We start from the raw sequence: 18046 nt of genomic DNA on the forward strand, positions 1-18046 counted from the left end.
GAGGAACGGCGTCCATGTCCGCTCTTCACTCGCGGCCCGCGTTCATCGCCGGGCTACGCGCCCTGGCCGAACTGCTGGAAGCCCGTCCCGACGTACCGATCCCACGAAGCACCGTCGTTCATCACTTCGTACCCGATGCCCAAGACGCCGACATGCCGATGACCGCGGACGCGACGCCCCTCATCCACTACCGCTGCTGCACCTGCAACGGCACCGGCCTCTACGACGACCAGACCTGCGCCGACTGCCACGGCACCGGCATCGACAACCACGGCGCATAGCCGTAGCGCCCCCCGCCTGGCCACACATCCGCCAAGATCCGCGCCAGGCCGGGGGCCATCCACACCAGCGTCACTGGATAGGACGGAACCCATCTTGCCCCACCTTGCCCACAGCCACGCCGTGGCTGGAATGATCCACCGGCTCAACCAATCCGACTACGACCGCTGGGCCGGCCAGATCCGCCGTACCGGCGGCTGCCGCCAGCCCATCCACCTGCGGGGCAAGGTCGAACACTACGACCAGGCCACCGGCCACCTCCTGCACCGCTACAGCACCAGCACCGAACCGGACGGCGTCCTGCGCGTGGCGTGCAAGACCCGCCGCGCCTCCCGCTGCCGGGCCTGCGCCGAGGTCTACCGCGCCGACACCTACCAGCTCGTCCGCGCCGGCCTCATCGGCGGCAAGGGCGTCCCCGAGACGGTCAGCGCGCACCCGTGCCTGTTCGTCACCCTCACCGCGCCGTCCTTCGGAGCCGTACACGTCCGGCGGGAGAAGAACGGCAAGGTCCTGCCCTGCCACGCCCGCCGCGACGCCGAGACCTGCTCGCACGGACAGGTCATGTCCTGCACAGACCGCCACAGCGCCGACGACCCGCGCCTCGGCGAACCGCTGTGCCTCGACTGCTACGACTACGACGGCTCGGTCCTGTTCAACGCCATCAGCCCCGAACTGTGGCGACGCTTCACCCTCGCCCTGCGCCGCCGCTTCGCCCGCCTCAACGGCCTGACCGTCAAGGCCCTACAGGAGCACGTCAGCATCGCCTTCGCCAAGGTCGCCGAATACCAGCGCCGCGGCGTCGTCCACTTCCACGCCGTCATCCGCCTCGACGGACCCGACGGTCCCGACTCGCCGCCACCGCCCTGGGCGACCGGTGACGCCCTGGCCCAAGCCGTCCAGCACGCCGCCGCAGTCGTCACCGCGGAGATCAAGCCACTGAGCCGTACCTTCCGCTGGGGCACGCAGCTCGACGTCCGCCCCATCACCATGGACGGCGACCTCACCGAACGAGCCGTAGCCGCCTACATCGCGAAGTACGCCACCAAGGCCGCCGAATGCGTCGGCACCCTCGACCGCCGTATTCAGCCCTTGGACGACCTGGCCGCACTCCCGGTACGCGAGCACGCCCGCCGGCTGATCGCCGCCTGCATGCGGCTGGGCAGTGAGCCCGGCCTGGCTGACCTACGGCTCACCCACTGGGCCCACATGCTCGGCTTCCGCGGCCACTTCTCCACCAAGTCCCGCCGCTACTCCACCACCCTCAGCGCCCTGCGCGCCGCCCGCGAAGAACACATGCGCGCCGAACAGATCAGCACCGGACACCTCCCATTCTTCGACGAGGACACCGTTCTCGTCGTTGCTCACTGGGCCTACGCCGGACAAGGGCTCTCCCTCGGCGAACAGCTCCTCGCCTCGGCCATCACCGGCCAGCACGCGCCACACCTCAGGGAACCAGATGACCGCTGAACTGCTCACCGTCCCGGAAGCGATGGCCGTCCTGAAGGTCAGCCGCTGGACGCTCTACAACCTCATCCGCTCCGGCGAACTCCGCTCGATCATCGTCGGCGTCCGCTGCCGCCGCATCCCCGCCTCCGCGCTGGAGGCGTACGTGACCCAGCTATGCGAGGAGGCCGCCTGATGCCCACCAAGACCACCCTCGCGACACCCGACGAGCCCGAGCGCGGCCCTCGCAAGAGCCGGCGAACCCGCGCCAACAACGAAGGCTCGATCTTCCCGTACAAGAACGGCTGGGCAGGCTACGTCTGGGTCACCACGCCAGAAGGCAAGAAAACCCGCAAGTGGGCGTACGGCAAGACCCGCGAGGAGACCCACGAGAAGTGGCTCAAGCTTCACGAACTGGCCCGCAGGGGGCCGGTGGTCACCAAATCGCCGAAGCTCTCGGACTACCTGACGTACTGGCTCGCCAACGTCGTGGAGCCCAACCTCGCGCCCAAGACCGCCGCGAACTACGAGATGTTCGCCCGGCTTTACATCACGCCCGCGCTCGGCTCCAAGCGGCTCGACAAGCTGACCGTGCGGGACGTCCAGACGTGGGTGAACAAGATCCGCCGCTCCTGCCAATGCTGCGACCAACGCAAGGACGCCGCTCGTCCAGAAATCCACAGCAACCCAAAGCGCCGTCAGCACTGCTGTGCGGTCGGCAAGTGCTGCAAGTCCGAACCCTCGGAGTGGACCGTCCACGACGCCTACATGACGCTGCGGGCCGCCCTGAGTAACGCCGTCCGCGAAGAAGCCCTGACGCGCAACGTCGCGGCCAACGTCAAGATGTCGGTCCCTCGGAAGCGCAAGGTCAAGCCCTGGTCGGTGGACGAGGCCAGGACCTTCCTGGAGTCAGCCCGTACTCGGGAGGACCCGATGTACCCGGCGTACGTCCTGGTGCTCGTCCTGGGTCTGCGGCTCGGCGAGGTCCTCGGGCTGCGTTGGGAGGACGTCGACCTCGACCAGGCCGAGATGACGATCGGCTGGCAACTCCAGCGAGTCGCCGGCAAGCTGCTGCACCGCCAGACAAAGACGGATGCCTCCGACGCCACTTTGCCCTTTCCCGAGATCGTCACGACGGCCCTCCGTACCCGTCAACGGGTACGCGATGCCGCCAGGGATGCGGCGGGAGACGACTGGCAGGAGACCGGCCTCGTCTTCACCACCGCCAGTGGTCGGCCGATCGAACCGTCCAACTTCCGGCGCAGCTTCGCGAACGCCTGCGCCAAGGCAAACGTACGAAGAGTCCATGTCCACGCCACCCGCAAGACCTGCGCGTCTTTGCTCGTCGCCCTCGACGTTCATCCACGCGTGGCCATGCAGATCCTTCGTCACTCACAGATCTCCGTGACCATGAACGTATACAGCGAAGTCTCGTCCGCAGAGACGCGCCGAGCTCTGAAGAAGCTTGGTGATCATCTCGACTCCTAGCGAGACCCAGCACTGACGAAAATCGATTAGGCCATTCCTCGACTCACGGGGAGTGGCCTTCAACGTGTGACAAGGGCTGACGACTTCTCCTGCCGCCGCCACGCGACGACGGTTCCGCTTGCGACTCATACCCAGTCCATCGAAAGAGAAGGATGAGCACGCCGACAAAGGGGGTCTTCGAGTTTGATCGGGGAGGGGCGGCAGGAGTCCGCTCTCTGGTCACGTTGAGTGACGGCTAAGGCTGAAGATCACCCCGGATGCAAGATGCCCGCGGCTCTTGTGGATCATGACTGTTGTCTAGGCAGTCGATCTTCAAGAAACCACGGGCGTGCAGAACACTATAGAGATTTCTTCGGATGCGACACTGCTGCTGGGCCTGGAAGGCGTGGCGGTGGTGCGGGTGGAACGCGACGATGACGGCCATCGGGTGGTCCACATGATCACTGATGATGAGACGGCACGGGCCTGCCCGGCGTGCGGGGTGTTCGCCACCCGGGTCAAGGAACGTGTGCTCACCTCGCCCCGCGACCTGTGCGCCGGCGGTGAGACGATCAGCCTGCTGTGGCACAAACGCCGCTGGGTGTGCCGGGAGGAACGCTGTCGGCGCGGATCGTTCACCGAGCAGGTTCCGCAGGTCGGCGCGAGGATGCGGACCACCGCCAGGTTGCGGCGGGCCTGCGGGCGCAGCGTGGTGGACGGCGGGCGCACCATCTCCCAGGCCGGGCGTGACCATCGGCTGTCCTGGCCGGTGGCGATGCGCGAGATGCGCGCCTATGCCACCGAGGTGCTGCCCGCCGAGCCGCTGCCGACCTCGGCAATCGGGATCGATGAGATCCGGCGGGGCGCTCCCCGCTGGGAACAGGATGCGGCCACCGGCAAGTACCGGCTGATCGCCGACCGATGGCATGTCGGCTTCACCGATCTGTGCGGGGAGCAAGGGCTGCTCGGCCAGGTCGAAGGCCGCGTGGCGACGTCGGTCACGGCCTGGTTGAACGCCCGGCCCGCCGCATGGCGCAACGCCGTCTCCTACGTGGCGATCGACATGTGCGCGGTGTTTCGCTCGGCGATCCGCGCCGCGCTGCCACACGCGATCATCGTGGTGGACCATTTCCACCTGGTGCAACTGGCCAACGCCAAGCTCGCTGAGCTGCGGCGGCGGCTGACCTGGAAGATGCGCGGACGCCGTGGACGCAAGGGCGACCCCGAATACGACCACCGCCGCCTGCTGCGCGCCAATGCCGAGGAGTTGACCGCCGAGCAGCGTGCCGTCCTGGAACGCGACGTGGGCAGGATCGGCACCGCCGGCAGGCATCTGCTGGCAGGCTGGCACGCCAAGGAGAAACTGCGTCACCTGCTCGCGCTGGCCCGGACCAACCCGGCCCGCTCGCGGATCGCCCACCGCCTGCACGCCTTTTTCGCCTGGTGCGCCGACCACGCCTACCTGCCCGAACTGGTCACCTTGGCCCAGAGCATCGCCGCCTGGTGGGCCGAGATCGAGGCGTTCATCCGCACGGGCATCACCAATGCCAAGAGCGAAGGGACCAATCGCGTGATCAAGCTCGAAGCGCGCTGCGCGTACGGCTTCCGCAACACGAGCAATCAACGCCTCCGATCACGCTGCGCAACCACCCGCTCAAGCCGAAACCGAGCTATCCCCGCGTAAGTTCGATGACCCGACAAAGGTCGTGATCACGCCAGAGAACAGGGCAAGGAAGGCCATGACAAACTCGCCGTCTGGATCACCGACCCCGGAAGGTCGTCCTTCGACCCAGTTCATCGTGGCCCAAGCCTGCGTCGCGACGATCACGCCGAACAGCATCGTGATCGAACCCAGGGCATAGCCAGGTGTACGCGTCCACGACCGTGTGGCGGTCAGCACGATGCCCACCAGCAACCCGAGTGGAACGGTTACGACCTGTCCAGCGTCCAGCGCCATCAAGGCTGCGAGTCGTGCGTGCTCGAAATTCTCGCCGCGCTGGATCCACAAGAACGGCAGCGCTACGACACCGCTGAGAAGGCCGATCGCCAGCAACCTGAGTAATGCCACGCGCATCATGATCGCGGGCTTGCTTGCTCCTGTGCTAGCCGAACTGGAGGTGTAGCTGTACTTTGCAGCTGTACAAGATCGAAAAGGCCACTTCCCGATCACGGGATGTGGCCTTTGAGCTGCGGTGGAGCCTAGGAGATTCGAACTCCTGACTTCCTGCTTGCAAAGCAGGCGCTCTGCCAACTGAGCTAAGGCCCCTTCGAGACGAAGATAGCTTACCGGGCGGAGGATGCCACCTGCGTCGTGTCGAGGTCGTCGGTCAGGATCAGGCCGGGGAAGTCGACGATGGAGTCCAGGATGTGGGTCGCGCCGCCCTTGAGGAGGCGTTCGCGGCTGTGGACGCCGGTCATGAGGCCGGCCACGATGGAGGCGCCGGCGCGGCGGCCGCAGAGCATGTCGCTCTCCGAGTCGCCGACCACGGCCACGTTGCGCACGTCGGGTACGCCGAGGCGGAGGACGGCGTGGAGGACCATGTCGGGCCAGGGGCGGCCGCGGCCTCCCGCGTCTTCCGGGGAGATGGCCAGGTCGATGCGGTCGTGCCAGCCGAGGATGCCGAGGACGCGGCTCAGCGTGGTGCGGCTGAAGCCGGTGATCAGGGCGAGCTTCACGTCGTTGCCGCGGAGCTTGTCGAGGACTTCGAGGACACCGGGCATGGGTTCGAGACCCGCGCGCTCCAGGGCGTCCTCGTAGGAGCGCTCGAAGGTCAGGTTCGCCGCCTGGGCCTGGGCCTCGTTGCCGGGGAAGATGCCGCGGAAGACGTCGATCTTGGGGCAGCCCCGGGACCGGTGCACGTGAACCATGGCTCGCGCGTACGCTCCGGTCCCGGGCACTATGCCCTGTGTCGCGATCGCCTCGGCGAAGGCGCGTTCGACCATGGCGATGTCACCGACCGTGGTGCCTGCAAGGTCCAGGCACACCAGCTTGATGGGGACGATGTCACTCATCGCCTCGCCGGTCGGTTAGTTCTCGCTGCCGGTCGCCTCGGTCCAGAGATCGAGCTCGGCGCGGTCGGCCTGCACCTTACGCCAGATCAGCAACCCCCCGAGGGCGATCAGCGCAAGAACGAGCAGCTTCTTCACGGTGTGACCCCACTTCTTCGACGGCCTCACCTGCCGGGGTGAGACCCAACGGTTGACATGCAGCCTAGCAAGGGATGGCTGCGGTCCTCGTGTTGAGCGCGGACCAGATGTGCGGATTGGGCGGTGAAATGTGTGGATTGGGGGATGGGTAGGGATACGAGCAGGTGCCGAAACAACTGCTCAGGCAACTTTTCAAGCTAGCGAGTGCTCGGCGAGTCTTCGCGTCGTCCTCAAGGGCCCACCATATCCAGGGGTGACGGTTCTCACGTGCCGACAGGGCCGCGTGTCCGGATTCAGGGGCTTGAACATACCCTAGGGGGGTATGCTACTTTCGCCGGGATGGCTGGACGCCGTGAGCGAACGGCCCGCCGCTGGAGCGCTTTCGTCCGTACGTCAAGGGGAGAGGCAAGACGTCGAAATACCCTAGGGGGGTACGGTGTTAGATTCGATGAGGACGTACTTGAGCATGTTGAGGAGACCGTGATGACCGTTACCGCCACCTACACCGTCAAGGGCATGACCTGCGGACACTGCGTCAGCTCGGTGAAGGAGGAGGTCGGCGAGGTCGCCGGCGTCACCTCCGTCGAGGTCGAGCTGGAGAGTGGGCTGCTCACGGTCAGCAGTGACGAGCCGGTCGAGCAGGCGAGGATCGCCGCGGCGGTGGAAGAGGCCGGGTACGAACTGACGGGCCGGTCGTGAACGCGGCCGGCAAGCTAGGCGCGGCCGGCAAGTTGGGCGCGTACGTCCTGGGGCTGGCTGTCGTGTTCGGCGGGGCCCTGGGCGTGGGGCGGGTCGCGGCCTCGGGCGACGGAAGGGATTCCGCGTCCGCCGCCGCGCCGGCCAGCGACTCGACCAGCGGCAAGGCCGAGGACAAGACGGGTGCCCAGGGCGAACACGCCCACGACGACGCCCACGACAATGCCCACGCCGACGGCGAGGCCGACAGTAAGACCAAGAGCGATACCCCCGGGGGGCTCCAGGTGTCCCAGAACGGTTACACCCTTTCCCTGCTCACCACCCCGGTCGCCGGCCGCCCCATGGACCTGACGTTCCGCGTCACCGGCCCCGACCAGCGCCCGGTGACCGCCTACAAGGTCGAGCACGACAAGAAGATGCACTTCATCGTCGTCTCCCGCGACCTCACCAGCTTCCAGCACGTCCACCCCGAGCTGGCCGCGGACGGCACCTGGAAGACCCGCCTGACGCTGCCCGCCCCCGGCGCCTACCGCGCCTTCGCCGACTTCGTCCCCGAAAGCCCCGAGGGCCCCGAGGGCCACGAGGGCCACGAGGGCCACGAGGGCCCTGAGGGCGGCGAGAAGCTGACGCTGGGCGCGGACCTCCAGGCCGCGGGCGACTACCGGCCGCAGCCGTTGCCGCACGTCAGCCGTACGGCGACGGTCGGCGACTACACGGTGAACCTCGCCGGTAACCTGGTGCCGGGCCGGTCGAGCAAGCTCACGCTCACGGTCAGCAAGGACGGCAAGCCGGTGACGGATCTGCAGCCCTACCTGGGCGCGTACGGACATCTGGTCGCGCTGCGCGCGGGTGACCTCGCCTACCTGCACGTGCATCCGGAGGAGAGCGCGCAGGCCGGGCCGGAGATCACGTTCTACGTGGAGGCGCCGAGCGTCGGCAACTACCGGCTGTTCCTCGACTTCCAGCATGACGACCAGGTGCGGCCGGCGAGCTTCACCGTTCCCGCCACCCTCGCCGACGGGCACGCGCCCTCGGCCACCCACGACCACGGCCACTGACGGCACGGACGCGACGAAGGGAGAGGTGACATGTCCTCCGTAACCGAGGGCAAGGCTGTCGAGCTCACGATCGGCGGCATGACCTGCGCGTCCTGCGCCAACCGGATCGAGCGCAAGCTCAACAAGCTCGACGGCGTGACCGCGACGGTCAACTACGCGACCGAGAAGGCGAAGGTCACCTTCCCGGAGGACCTCGATCCGCGGACGCTGGTCGAGGAGGTCGAGAAGGCGGGCTACACCGCCGCGCTCCCCGCCCCACCCGCCGCCGAGGAGGAAGCGGAGAAGAAGGAGGAGGGGCAGCCGGACGAGCTGCGCCGCCGGCTGATCACCGCGATCGTGCTGAGCGTCCCGGTGGTGGCGATGGCGATGATCCCGCCGCTGCAGTTCCCGAACTGGCAGTGGTTGTCGCTGACGCTGGCGGCGCCGGTCGTGGTGTACGCGGGCTGGCCGTTCCACAAGGCGGCCTGGGCCAACCTGCGTCACGGCGCGGCCACCATGGACACGCTGATCTCCATGGGCACGCTGGCGGCGTTCGGCTGGTCGCTGTGGGCGCTGTTCTTCGGCTCGGCGGGCACGCCGGGGATGACGCACCCGTTCGAGTTCACGATCGAGCGCACCGACGGCTCCGGCAACATCTACCTGGAGGCGGCGGCGGGGGTGACGGCGTTCATCCTGGCCGGGCGTTACTTCGAGTCCCGTTCGAAGCGGCGGGCGGGCGCGGCGCTGCGGGCGCTGATGGAGCTGGGCGCGAAGGACGTGGAGCTGGCCGACGGCAGCCGGGTGCCGGTCGAACGGCTCCAGGCCGGCGACCGGTTCGTGGTGCGGCCGGGCGAGAAGATCGCCACGGACGGCGTGGTCGAGGAGGGCACCTCGGCGGTGGACACCTCGATGCTGACGGGCGAGTCGGTGCCGGTCGAGGTCAAGCCGGGCGACGGCGTGACCGGCGCGACCGTCAACGCGGGCGGCCGGCTCATCGTGCGGGCCACCAGGGTCGGCGCCGACACGCAGCTCGCGCAGATGGCGCGGCTGGTGGAGGAGGCGCAGACCGGCAAGGCGCAGGTGCAGCGGCTGGCCGACCGGATCTCGGGCGTGTTCGTGCCGGTCGTGATCGCGCTGGCCGTCGGCACGCTCGGCTACTGGCTCGGCACCGGCAACGGGGCGGGGGCGGCGTTCACGGCCGCGGTGGCGGTCCTGATCATCGCCTGCCCGTGCGCGCTGGGCCTCGCCACGCCGACGGCGCTGCTGGTCGGCACCGGGCGGGGCGCGCAGCTCGGCATCCTCATCAAGGGCCCCGAGGTGCTGGAGTCCACGCGCAAGGTGGACACCGTCGTCCTGGACAAGACCGGCACGGTCACCGAGGGCCGCATGACGCTGACCACCGTGCACCTGGCCGAGGGGGAGACCCGCGAGGAGGTGCTGCGGCTGGCCGGGGCGCTGGAGAACGCCTCCGAGCACCCGATCGCCCAGGCCGTCGCCCGCGAGGCCGCCTCGGAGGCCGTCGTCGAGGACTTCGCGAACGTCGAGGGGCTCGGCGTGCAGGGCGTCGTGGACGGGCACGCGGTGCTGGTCGGACGCCCCCGGCTGCTCGCCGAGTGGTCGCAGCACCTGCCCGCGGACCTCGCGGGCAAGCTGGAGGAGGAGCAGGCCAAGGGCCGTACGGTCGTCGCCGTCGGCTGGGACGGGAAGGCGCGGGCGCTGCTGGTGGTGGCGGACGTCGTCAAGCCCACCAGCAAGGAGGCGGTCGCGCAGCTCAGGGCGCTGGGGCTCACCCCGGTGCTGCTGACCGGCGACAACGAGGCCGTGGCCACGACGGTGGCGCACGAGGTGGGCATCGACGAGGTGATCGCCGACGTGCTGCCCGCCGAGAAGGTGGACGTCGTCAAGCGGCTCCAGGGCGAGGGCAAGGTCGTGGCCATGGTGGGCGACGGGGTCAACGACGCCGCCGCGCTGGCCCAGTCCGACCTGGGGCTGGCGATGGGCACCGGCACCGACGCCGCCATCGCGGCTGCGGACCTGACGCTGGTGCGCGGCGACCTGCGGGTGGCGCCGGACGCGATCCGGCTCTCGCGCCGGACGCTGGCGGTCATCAAGGGCAACCTGTTCTGGGCGTTCGCGTACAACGTGGCGGCGCTGCCGCTGGCGGCGGCGGGGCTGCTCAATCCGATGATCGCGGGGGCGGCCATGGCGTTCTCCAGCGTGTTCGTCGTGAGCAACAGCCTACGGCTGCGCGCGTTCCGCTGAGCGGCGGAGCGCCCAGCGGACGGCCGGCGCCATCGCGGCGCCGGCCGCCGCGAACATCGCGCCGAGGACGAGCCAGCCGAGCGTCCCGCCGCCGAGGACGAGCGCGGTGAGCGCGACCGGGCCGAGCATGCGGGCGACGGCGGTGCCGGTGCCGAAGAAGCCCTGGTACTGCCCCTGGCGGTCGTCGGGGGCGAGGCCGAAGCTGATCTCCCAGGCGCCGGCGGCCAGCAGCATCTCGCCCCACACCAGCAGCGCCGCGCCCAGCAGCAGGTACGGCCACCCGTACGGGCTGAGCGCGAACACCGCGCAGGCCGCCAGCATCATCAGCCCGGCCCGCCGCACCGACGCGGACGCCTCCCGCAGGGTCCGCACCCGGCGGGCCACCCGCACCTGGAAGGCGAGCACGCTGCCGGTGTTCACCAGGAGCAGCGCGGCCACCACCCACGACGGCGCGGACGTCCGCCCGGCGATCCACAGCGGCACGATGACGCTGAGCAGCGGCATGTAGAACAGCAGCACCGCGTTGATCAGCGTGACCAGCGCGTACGGCCGGTCCCGCAGCACGGTCAGCCTGCCGGAAGGAACGGCGCCGCCCGCGGCTCCGCCCGCCGGGCGGAGTGCGGGGAGCCGCAGCAGGAGGGCGGCGGCGACGAGGAAGCCGGCCGCGTCGAGGGCGAAGAGCGCCGTGTACGCGGCGGGCGTGTCCAGCCAGAGCGCGATCCCGCCGAGCCCGGCCCCGACGGCGAGGCCGCCGTTCAGCGTGGCCTGGAGCATCGCGCGGGCCGCGGTCCGCCCGGCGGGCGGCACGAGGCCGGCGAGCAGGGCCTGGCGGGCGGCCGACAGGCCGGTCTGCGCGATGCCGTACAAGCAGGTGACCAGCAGGAACGGCGCGAACGAGCGGACCAGCGCGAACGAGGCCACCGCGACGGCGGTCGCGACCGCCAGCGTCACGGCGATGCCGCGCGGGCCGCGCCGGTCGGCGAGGTGCCCGAGCGGGACCCCGGCCACCATGCCGGCGGCCCAGCCGGCCGTGAGGCCGAGCCCGATCTGGGCCGGGGGCAGGCCCACGACCTTCGCGAAGTAGAAGGCGGAGGCGACGAGGTAGGCCCCGTCGCCGACGGAGTTCGCGAACTGCGCCTGGGCGAGCACCCGCCGCCCGGAGCCCCGGCGGCCGGCGGCGGACGCCGGGGCGGCGAGAGTGACGGCGGTCATGGCTGGTACGACTCGGGCGTCATGCGGGTGGAGACCCCGATCCGGTTCCAGGCGTTGATCGCGGCCACCGCGACCACGAGCGCCGCCATCTCCTCCTCGCCGAAGTGCGCGGCGGCCTCGTTCCAGACGGCGTCGGTCACGTCGTCGGTGGACAGCCGGGTGGCGGCCTCGGTGAAGGCGAGCGCGGCCCGCTCCCGCTCGGTGAAGAACGGCGCCTCCCTCCACACCGCGACCGCGTGCAGCCGCGCGTCGCTCTCCCCTTCCTTCTTGGCGTCGGCGCTGTGCATGTCCACGCAGTAGACGCAGCCGTTGATCTGGCTGGCGCGCAGGTTGATCAGGTGGACGAGGGACGAGGGGAGCGGGCTCGCGGCGACGAAGTGGTCCAGGAAGGCCATTCCACGGTAGGCCTCGCGGGCCAGGGAGCCGAGGTTCATGCGTTCGGTCATGACTTCATCTTCGCGCCCGGCTTGTCCCACGATAAGCTCCAATTTCAAGCCAAATGATTGGGCCAAGATGGACGTGCACATCACCCTTCATGAGGGCAGCGGCAACCTGGCCGCCCAGGTGTACCGCCAGCTCATGGACGCCATCCTCGACGGCCGCCTGCGCTCGGGCGAGCGCCTGCCCCCGACGCGCGAGCTGGCCCGCCGGCTGGACATCTCCAGGAACACGGTCGCGCTCGCCTACGACCGCCTGGTGGCCGACGGCTTCCTTGAGGGGCGGGCGGGCGCGGGCACGTTCGTCTCCGCCGCGCCGGTACGCGGCCGGGCCGCGCCGAAGGGCGTCATCCGCCCGCGCGCGCCCTGGGCGGACCTCAGCCCGCCCGCGCAGATCCCGGCCGCCCCGTACGACTTCCGCGTCGGCATGCCCGACCCCCGCCTGTTCCCCATGCAGACCTGGCGCCGCCTGGTGGCCCGCGAGCTGCGCGCCGGCACGGGCGGCTACGCGGACCCGGCCGGGCACCCGGCGCTCCGCGAGGCGATCTCCCGGCACATCGGGCTCAGCCGCTCGGTCCACGCCGGCCCCGGCGACGTGCTCATCACGAACGGCGCCCAGCAGGCCCTCGACCTCATCGGCCGGGTGCTGATCGAGCCGGGCACCTGCGTGGCCGTCGAGGAGCCCGGCTACTGGCCCGCCCGCCTGCTGTTCCGCTCGCTCGGGGCGCGCGTCGCCGCCGTGCCGGTGGACGCCGAGGGCATCGACGTCGCGGCCATCCCCGGCGCGGCCCGCATCGTGTACGTGACGCCGTCCCACCAGTTCCCGCTGGGCACGCCCATGTCGCCGGCCCGCCGCGCCGCGCTGCTCGCCTGGGCCGAGCGCCGCCGCGCGGTGCTCATCGAGGACGACTACGACAGCGAGTTCCGCTTCGGCGAGCGCCCGCTCGCACCCCTCCAGAGCCTCGACCGGGCGGGCCGGGTCGTCTACGTCGGCTCGTTCTCGAAGACGCTGCTCCCCATGTTGCGGCTCGGTTTCCTCGTCGCGCCCGCCTCGCTCGCGCCCGCGCTGCGCACCGCCAGGCAGCTCTCGGACTGGCACGGGGAGCTGCCGACGCAGGCGGCGCTCGCCCGCTTCATCGACGAAGGGCTGCTGGCCAGGCACATCAGGAAGGCGACCCGCGAGTACGCCGCCCGCCACGCGCTCATCGCCGAGGCGCTGGCCGCCGAGGAGCGGCTGCGGCCGGTGCCCTCCAGCGCGGGGCTGCACCTGTGCGCCCGCCTCGCGCCCGGCGTGTCCGTCGAGCCGGCGCCGGGGCTCGCGGTGGAGCGGCTGGAGGCGTACTGCGCGGACGGCGTCCCGCAGCCTGGGCTGGTGCTGGGCTACGGCGGGATCACCACGGACCTGCTCCCTGAGGGGCTGCGCCGGCTGCGGCGCTCGCTACGGATGCCGGCGGCCCCAGGACCGCCGGCCGCGGTCACCTGACAGCTCGGGGTCGTCGGGCGCGGCCGGCTGCTGCACGATCACCACCGTCGTACGCGCGTGCCGGGCGCAGTACATGCTGGTGGAGGGCAGGAAGATGCGGCTGAACAGCCCGCGTCTCCCCCGGCCCAGCACCAGCAGGTCGCCCTCGCCGGCGAGATCGACGAGATGGTAGCCGGGGTCGCCGACCCGGCCGATCGCGGCCGTCGTGAGGTCGTCGGGCACCCCGCCCGCCACGTCCTCGAACGCCGCCGTGATCACCTCGGCGCAGCGGGCCTCCTCGCCCGCCCGGACCGCGTGCTGCACGGGCAGGGCCTCGGGGAAGGGATGGACCGGCGCGCGGCTGACGTGCACGGCGACCAGGGCCATCCGGTGCAGCCTGGCCGCTCCGATGGCCCAGGCCAGCGCCCAGCGCGAGGCCGGGGACTCGTCCACTCCCACGATCAGCCTCGCACCGCCGGGCAGATCCTGTTCCACGGTGCCTCCTGATGAGAAGTACGACCATAGTGCGCCACCCGGCCGGTTACCGGGAGGTGGGACTTTGCGAACTATGGAGTCGCCGCTCGCGGACGCGGATCAGATGAGCGTGAGCAGGCCGTCGTGGAGCGTGTCGCGCTCGGCGGCGGACAACGCCGCGTACGCTCCGGCCGCGCGGAGGTTCGTCGCCGCCTCGACGCCGGCGCGCACCGGGCCGTCGCGCAGGCCGACGATCTCGGCCGCGGTCAGGCCCGCCGCCTCCCAGGCCGCGGCGTGGGCGTCGGCGCGGTGGTAGCGGAGCGCGGCCAGGCGGTTGAACAGCAGCACGCCGGGGGAGGCGCCGCCCGGCTCGTACGGGGGCGCCACCAGCTCCAGCGCCCCGCCGGGGACGCGCTCGGCGTGCTCCAGGACGCGCCCCGCCAGGCCGGCCAGGGCCGGCAGGTCGCGGCCCGCCCAGGCGCGGGCGGTGGCGGCGGCGTGGACGTCGTACAGGCGGTGGACGTACGCGAGGCCGCGGGCGGTCAGCCGCAGGCCGTCGTCCCCGCCGGTCAGCGTGCCCTCGCGCAGGTGCTCCTGGACGGCGTCCTCCAGGGCCGCGGGGTCGTGGTAGCGGTGGATCGCGGCGAGCCCGGCGCGGGTCACCGGGCGCAGGGGGAGCACGAAGCGCAGGTCGAGCAGGAGCCCGGGGGTGACGCTGGAGGTCTCGGCCAGCTCGGTGGCGGCGCGGAGCGCCGTGGCGTGCACGTTGACGCAGGCCGCGTCGATGACCGGGGCGATCGCCGCCGCATATTCCGGCAGGTCCCGAAATTTCGGCATCAGCCTGCCCGGCTGAGCCGCGCGGGCTCCTGGGGGGCGGCCGGCTCCGGGGCGCGGCCGGCCAGGGTGAGGCCGAGAGCCAGGAAGATCAGCGGGATCGCCGGCACCACGTACCGGACGTCGAAGGCGGCGAGGAACGGCGGCGAGACGACGAGCGCGAGCGCCGCCAGCGCCGGGAGCAGCGCGTCCCAGCGCCGCCGCCACACCATGAGCCCGAACGCGGCCACCAGCGCGACCATCAGCAGCGGGAACGGCACGTACCCGAAGCGCTGGTAGGCCCGCAGCCAGCCGGCGTACGGCTCGACGACGCGCGTGGCGGCCGGCCCGGCCTCGTACGCCTCCGCGATGCCGCGCACCGACTGGCTGATGGGCCGTTCGGCGGCGGGCAGCTTGTACGGCGTCTTCTCGTCCACGGCCGTGCGCTCCCAGCGCAGGAGCTGCCTGAGGTCGGTCGCCACGGCGGCGAGGTAGTCGACCGGCTGGGCGAGGATGGCCTGCCGGGCGAACTCCCCCGCGAGCTGGTTGCGGTGGGCCGTGCCCGGCACCTTGAGCAGCGGCGAGAAGTCCTCCCACAGCCAGTGGGGCGGGTACGGGCGCTGCTCGACGGGCATGTCCGGGCAGAGCACGGCGAGGCGCTCCGGCGGGTCGATCACCGCGCAGTCGGCGAAGCTCATGGTCCTCGACCAGAGGAAGTTGCCGTCCGCCTCGGTGAGCGCGAACGTGCCCTTCTCCGCCTTGGTCCAGGTGGCGTACGCGCCGAGCGGGATCGCCCCGGCCACGACCAGCGCCAGCAGGGGGCGCCAGCCGTACCGGCGGACCAGCAGGTACGCGGCCGTGAGCAGCAGCAGCGGCAGGCCGACCGTCCGGGTGATGCCGGCCAGGCCGAGCAGCAGGCCGGCGGTCGCCGCCGTGGCGGGGGTGACGCGCCGGACCACGAGCGCGACGGCTCCCGTGACGAGCGCGACGAAGACCGCGTCCGCCATGATCATGTGTTCCAGGAGGATCAGGAACTCGTCGTACAGCAGCGGGGTGACCAGCAGCGTCGCGCCCCAGCCGGGCAGGCCGCGCCGCCTGAGCAGGGCGTACACGCCGATCGCGAGCGCCAGTCCCAGCAGGTGCTGCAGGACCGTCACGAGCGTCAGGCTGTGGGCGGGGCGCAGCAGCGCGAGCAGCAGGGAGTAGCCGGACGGCCGGGCGGTGCCGGGCGTCAGCTCCTCGCGCAGGAACGCGAAGGAGTCCCCGTAGAACAGCAGCGCGGGCGGGAATCCGAGCACGGCGAGCACGCGCAGCCCGATGGCGGGCAGCAGGGCGATGACCAGCGCGCGGTGAGCCAAGGCGGTGCAGCTTCCTCGGGCAGCTTCCTCATGTACGGATTAATCACCATAGCGGCCCCGAGCTCGCCCGACGGCCGCCGACGGTGGGGGTCTTGTCGGCGACCGGCACCGAATGTGATTCTGGAATTGCCTCGGACAATCCACCGGAGGACGCATGACAGCCGCGACCGGCAGCATCGACGGAATCGACAAAGAGGCCCTGCGCCGCAAATACCGCGAGGAGCGCGACAAGCGGCTCCGCCCGGACGGCAACGACCAGTACCTCCGCCTGCCCGCCGACTACCTGGACGATCCGTACACCCCCCGGACCGAGCGCGCCCCCAAGACCGACCACGTCACCGTCGCGGTCATCGGCGGCGGCTTCGCCGGGCTGCTCACCGGGGCCAGGCTCAAGGAGGCCGGCGTCCAGGACGTCCGCGTCCTCGACAAGGCCGGCGACTTCGGCGGCACCTGGTACTGGAACCGCTACCCGGGAGCGCAGTGCGACACGGCGTCGTACGTCTACATGCCGCTCCTGGAGGAGACCGGCCACATGCCGTCCGAGAAGTACGCGCACGCGCCCGAGATCCTGGAGCACTGCCGCCGCATCGGCAAACACTACGGCCTCTACGACGACGCCCTGTTCCACACCGAGGTCACCGGCCTGGAATGGCTCGGCGGCCGGTGGCTGGTGCGCACCGGCCGCGGCGACGCCTTCACCGCGCGGTTCGTCGTCATGGGCATCGGGCCGCTGCACGTGCCGAAGCTCCCCGGCATCCCCGGGATGGCGGACTTCCGCGGCCACGCCTTCCACACCAGCCGCTGGGACTACGCCTACACCGGCGGCGACCCGGCCGGCGCCCCCATGGACCGGCTGGCCGACAAGCGCGTCGCGATCATCGGCACCGGCGCGACCGCCGTCCAGTGCGTCCCCCACCTGGCGAGGGCCGCCGCCGAGCTGTACGTCTTCCAGCGCACCCCGTCCAGCGTTGACGTGCGCGGCAACCGCCCCACCGACCCCGAGTGGTTCGCCGGCATCGCCACGCCCGGCTGGCAGCGCCGCTGGCTGGAGAACTTCACCGCCATGCAGACCGGCGCCCAGGCCGAGGAGGACCTGGTGATGGACGGCTGGACCGACCTCGCCCGCCGGGTCAGGGCCAGGATCGCCGAGCTGCCCGAGGTCACCCCGCAGACGCTGCTGGCCGCCTTCGAGGACTCCGACTTCGAGAAGATGGAGGAGATCCGCGCCCGCGTCGACGCCGTCGTACGCGACCCGGAGACCGCGCGCGGGCTCAAGGCGTGGTACCGCCAGCTCTGCAAGCGCCCCTGCTTCCACGACGAGTACCTCCAGGCGTTCAACCTGCCCGGCGTCCACCTGGTGGACACCGACGGCAAGGGCGTCGAGCGCGTCACCGAGAAGGGCGTCGTCGCCGCCGGCCGCGAGTACGAGGTCGACTGCGTCATCTACGCCTCCGGCTTCGAGGTCGGCACCGACTGGACCCGCCGCGCCGGCTACGACCTGACCGGCCGCGACGGCCGCCTGCTGTCGGAGCACTGGGCGGACGGCATGCGCTCGCTGCACGGCATCCACGTGCACGGCTTCCCCAACGCCTTCCTCATCGGCCACACCCAGGGCGCGAACCTGCTCTCCAACATCCCCCACAACCTCACCGAGGCCGGCCGCACGGTCGCCACCGTCGTCGCGCACGCCCTGGCGCACGGACACACCGAGGTCGAGGTCACCAAGGAGGCCGAGGACGGCTGGGTGGACCTGCTGCTGTCCGGCAACGGCCCGCTGCTCGGCTCGCCCGACTGCACACCCGGCTACTACAACAACGAGGGCCGTGACCTGGGCGTACGCGGGCGGTTGAACGGCGGGTATCCCGGGGGCGCGGCGGCGTTCTTCGCCTATATTGACCGGTGGCGGTCCTCCGGGGCGTTCGAAGGGCTCCGGTTCCACCCTTGAGCTGAGGGAGTCGC

Annotated in this window: 18 protein-coding genes and 1 tRNA gene; 10 read left to right on the top strand and 9 right to left on the bottom strand. The window is 71.0% G+C overall.

The genetic code is table 11. The features are described 5' to 3' along the window. Positions 1-14 precede the first annotated feature (14 nt). The 5 genes from Nocox_RS00410 to Nocox_RS00430 all read left to right on the top strand — a co-directional run bounded on the left by Nocox_RS00410 (position 15) and on the right by Nocox_RS00430 (position 4873). Entirely contained in the window at positions 15-281 is a 267-nt protein-coding gene (locus Nocox_RS00410) for a hypothetical protein (protein ID WP_020547011.1), read from the top strand. 130 nt (positions 282-411) lie between these two features. After that, a complete protein-coding gene (locus Nocox_RS00415) occupies positions 412-1746 on the top strand; it encodes a replication initiator (protein WP_020547010.1) in 1335 nt (444 codons plus the stop codon). After that, positions 1736-1918 (top strand): helix-turn-helix domain-containing protein, encoded by a 183-nt coding sequence (locus Nocox_RS00420; protein ID WP_020547009.1) that lies wholly within the window; start codon positions 1736-1738, stop codon positions 1916-1918. Before Nocox_RS00415 ends, Nocox_RS00420 begins: the two co-directional genes overlap by 11 nt. Then, positions 1918-3210, top strand: a complete 1293-nt coding sequence (locus Nocox_RS00425) for a site-specific integrase (RefSeq protein WP_020547008.1) — start codon at positions 1918-1920, stop codon at positions 3208-3210. Before Nocox_RS00420 ends, Nocox_RS00425 begins: the two co-directional genes overlap by 1 nt. Positions 3211-3538: 328 nt before the next feature. Further along, entirely contained in the window at positions 3539-4873 is a 1335-nt protein-coding gene (locus Nocox_RS00430; RefSeq protein WP_063711730.1) for an ISL3 family transposase, read from the top strand. Here the strand turns inward: Nocox_RS00430 and Nocox_RS00435 are convergent. From Nocox_RS00435 to Nocox_RS00450, 4 genes are all read right to left on the bottom strand, one after another. Next, entirely contained in the window at positions 4844-5257 is a 414-nt protein-coding gene (locus Nocox_RS00435) for a hypothetical protein (RefSeq protein ID WP_157382946.1), read from the bottom strand. The two genes, Nocox_RS00430 and Nocox_RS00435, sit on opposite strands and share 30 nt — an antisense overlap. Before the next feature lie 125 nt (positions 5258-5382). Continuing rightward, a tRNA-Ala gene (locus tag Nocox_RS00440) sits at positions 5383-5455 on the bottom strand. A 17-nt stretch (positions 5456-5472) separates the two neighbouring features. Further along, positions 5473-6201, bottom strand: coding sequence for an HAD-IA family hydrolase (locus Nocox_RS00445; protein ID WP_020542319.1), 729 nt, complete (start codon positions 6199-6201; stop codon positions 5473-5475). Positions 6202-6216: 15 nt separating this feature from the next. Continuing rightward, positions 6217-6336 (bottom strand): DLW-39 family protein, encoded by a 120-nt coding sequence (locus Nocox_RS00450; protein WP_020542320.1) that lies wholly within the window; start codon positions 6334-6336, stop codon positions 6217-6219. Positions 6337-6819: 483 nt separating this feature from the next. Here Nocox_RS00450 and Nocox_RS00455 point away from each other — a divergent pair, with 483 nt between their 5' ends. The 3 genes from Nocox_RS00455 to Nocox_RS00465 are packed head-to-tail and all read left to right on the top strand — an operon-like array spanning position 6820 to position 10331. Continuing rightward, complete coding sequence (locus Nocox_RS00455; RefSeq protein WP_020542321.1) at positions 6820-7035, top strand: heavy-metal-associated domain-containing protein; 216 nt, start codon at positions 6820-6822, stop codon at positions 7033-7035. Further along, positions 7032-8090 carry a hypothetical protein gene (locus tag Nocox_RS00460; RefSeq protein WP_020542322.1) on the top strand — a complete coding sequence of 353 codons (1059 nt, stop codon included), beginning with the start codon at positions 7032-7034 and terminating at the stop codon, positions 8088-8090. Before Nocox_RS00455 ends, Nocox_RS00460 begins: the two co-directional genes overlap by 4 nt. A gap of 30 nt (positions 8091-8120) precedes the next feature. Next, positions 8121-10331, top strand: coding sequence for a heavy metal translocating P-type ATPase (locus Nocox_RS00465; RefSeq protein WP_020542323.1), 2211 nt, complete (start codon positions 8121-8123; stop codon positions 10329-10331). On the opposite strand, the gene Nocox_RS00470 is transcribed toward Nocox_RS00465, so the two are convergent. Continuing rightward, positions 10308-11543, bottom strand: a complete 1236-nt coding sequence (locus Nocox_RS00470; protein WP_020542324.1) for an MFS transporter — start codon at positions 11541-11543, stop codon at positions 10308-10310. The two genes, Nocox_RS00465 and Nocox_RS00470, sit on opposite strands and share 24 nt — an antisense overlap. Next, complete coding sequence (locus Nocox_RS00475) at positions 11540-11989, bottom strand: carboxymuconolactone decarboxylase family protein (RefSeq protein ID WP_020542325.1); 450 nt, start codon at positions 11987-11989, stop codon at positions 11540-11542. The genes Nocox_RS00470 and Nocox_RS00475 overlap by 4 nt, the downstream gene beginning before the upstream one ends. Positions 11990-12056: 67 nt before the next feature. On the opposite strand from Nocox_RS00475, the gene pdxR reads away from it, so the two are divergent. Beyond that, complete coding sequence (gene pdxR, locus Nocox_RS00480) at positions 12057-13463, top strand: MocR-like pyridoxine biosynthesis transcription factor PdxR (RefSeq protein WP_020542326.1); 1407 nt, start codon at positions 12057-12059, stop codon at positions 13461-13463. On the opposite strand, the gene Nocox_RS00485 is transcribed toward pdxR, so the two are convergent. The 3 genes from Nocox_RS00485 to Nocox_RS00495 all read right to left on the bottom strand — a co-directional run bounded on the left by Nocox_RS00485 (position 13419) and on the right by Nocox_RS00495 (position 16087). Beyond that, positions 13419-13937, bottom strand: a complete 519-nt coding sequence (locus Nocox_RS00485) for a universal stress protein (RefSeq protein ID WP_020542327.1) — start codon at positions 13935-13937, stop codon at positions 13419-13421. The genes pdxR and Nocox_RS00485 overlap by 45 nt on opposite strands. 99 nt (positions 13938-14036) lie before the next feature. Then, positions 14037-14753 carry a hypothetical protein gene (locus tag Nocox_RS00490; RefSeq protein ID WP_020542328.1) on the bottom strand — a complete coding sequence of 239 codons (717 nt, stop codon included), beginning with the start codon at positions 14751-14753 and terminating at the stop codon, positions 14037-14039. Further along, entirely contained in the window at positions 14753-16087 is a 1335-nt protein-coding gene (locus tag Nocox_RS00495; RefSeq protein WP_020542329.1) for a hypothetical protein, read from the bottom strand. The genes Nocox_RS00490 and Nocox_RS00495 overlap by 1 nt, the downstream gene beginning before the upstream one ends. A gap of 154 nt (positions 16088-16241) precedes the next feature. Here Nocox_RS00495 and Nocox_RS00500 point away from each other — a divergent pair, with 154 nt between their 5' ends. Further along, positions 16242-18032 carry a flavin-containing monooxygenase gene (locus tag Nocox_RS00500; RefSeq protein WP_020542330.1) on the top strand — a complete coding sequence of 597 codons (1791 nt, stop codon included), beginning with the start codon at positions 16242-16244 and terminating at the stop codon, positions 18030-18032. The last annotated feature ends 14 nt before the right edge of the window (positions 18033-18046 follow it).

It is taken from the genome of Nonomuraea coxensis DSM 45129 (assembly GCF_019397265.1).
Lineage (GTDB): Bacteria > Actinomycetota > Actinomycetes > Streptosporangiales > Streptosporangiaceae > Nonomuraea > Nonomuraea coxensis.

Excerpts from the sequence above, each read along its gene's own strand:
- Nocox_RS00410 (WP_020547011.1), top strand. The coding sequence starts at position 15 with ATGTCCGCTCTTCACTCGCGGCCCGCGTTCATCGCCGGGCTACGCGCC.
- Nocox_RS00415 (WP_020547010.1), top strand. The coding sequence starts at position 412 with ATGATCCACCGGCTCAACCAATCCGACTACGACCGCTGGGCCGGCCAG.
- Nocox_RS00420 (WP_020547009.1), top strand. The coding sequence starts at position 1,736 with ATGACCGCTGAACTGCTCACCGTCCCGGAAGCGATGGCCGTCCTGAAG.
- Nocox_RS00425 (WP_020547008.1), top strand. The coding sequence starts at position 1,918 with ATGCCCACCAAGACCACCCTCGCGACACCCGACGAGCCCGAGCGCGGC.
- Nocox_RS00445 (WP_020542319.1), bottom strand. The coding sequence starts at position 6,201 with ATGAGTGACATCGTCCCCATCAAGCTGGTGTGCCTGGACCTTGCAGGC.
- Nocox_RS00455 (WP_020542321.1), top strand. The coding sequence starts at position 6,820 with ATGACCGTTACCGCCACCTACACCGTCAAGGGCATGACCTGCGGACAC.
- Nocox_RS00465 (WP_020542323.1), top strand. The coding sequence starts at position 8,121 with ATGTCCTCCGTAACCGAGGGCAAGGCTGTCGAGCTCACGATCGGCGGC.
- Nocox_RS00470 (WP_020542324.1), bottom strand. The coding sequence starts at position 11,543 with ATGACCGCCGTCACTCTCGCCGCCCCGGCGTCCGCCGCCGGCCGCCGG.
- Nocox_RS00475 (WP_020542325.1), bottom strand. The coding sequence starts at position 11,989 with ATGACCGAACGCATGAACCTCGGCTCCCTGGCCCGCGAGGCCTACCGT.
- pdxR (WP_020542326.1), top strand. The coding sequence starts at position 12,057 with ATGGACGTGCACATCACCCTTCATGAGGGCAGCGGCAACCTGGCCGCC.
- Nocox_RS00490 (WP_020542328.1), bottom strand. The coding sequence starts at position 14,753 with ATGCCGAAATTTCGGGACCTGCCGGAATATGCGGCGGCGATCGCCCCG.
- Nocox_RS00500 (WP_020542330.1), top strand. The coding sequence starts at position 16,242 with ATGACAGCCGCGACCGGCAGCATCGACGGAATCGACAAAGAGGCCCTG.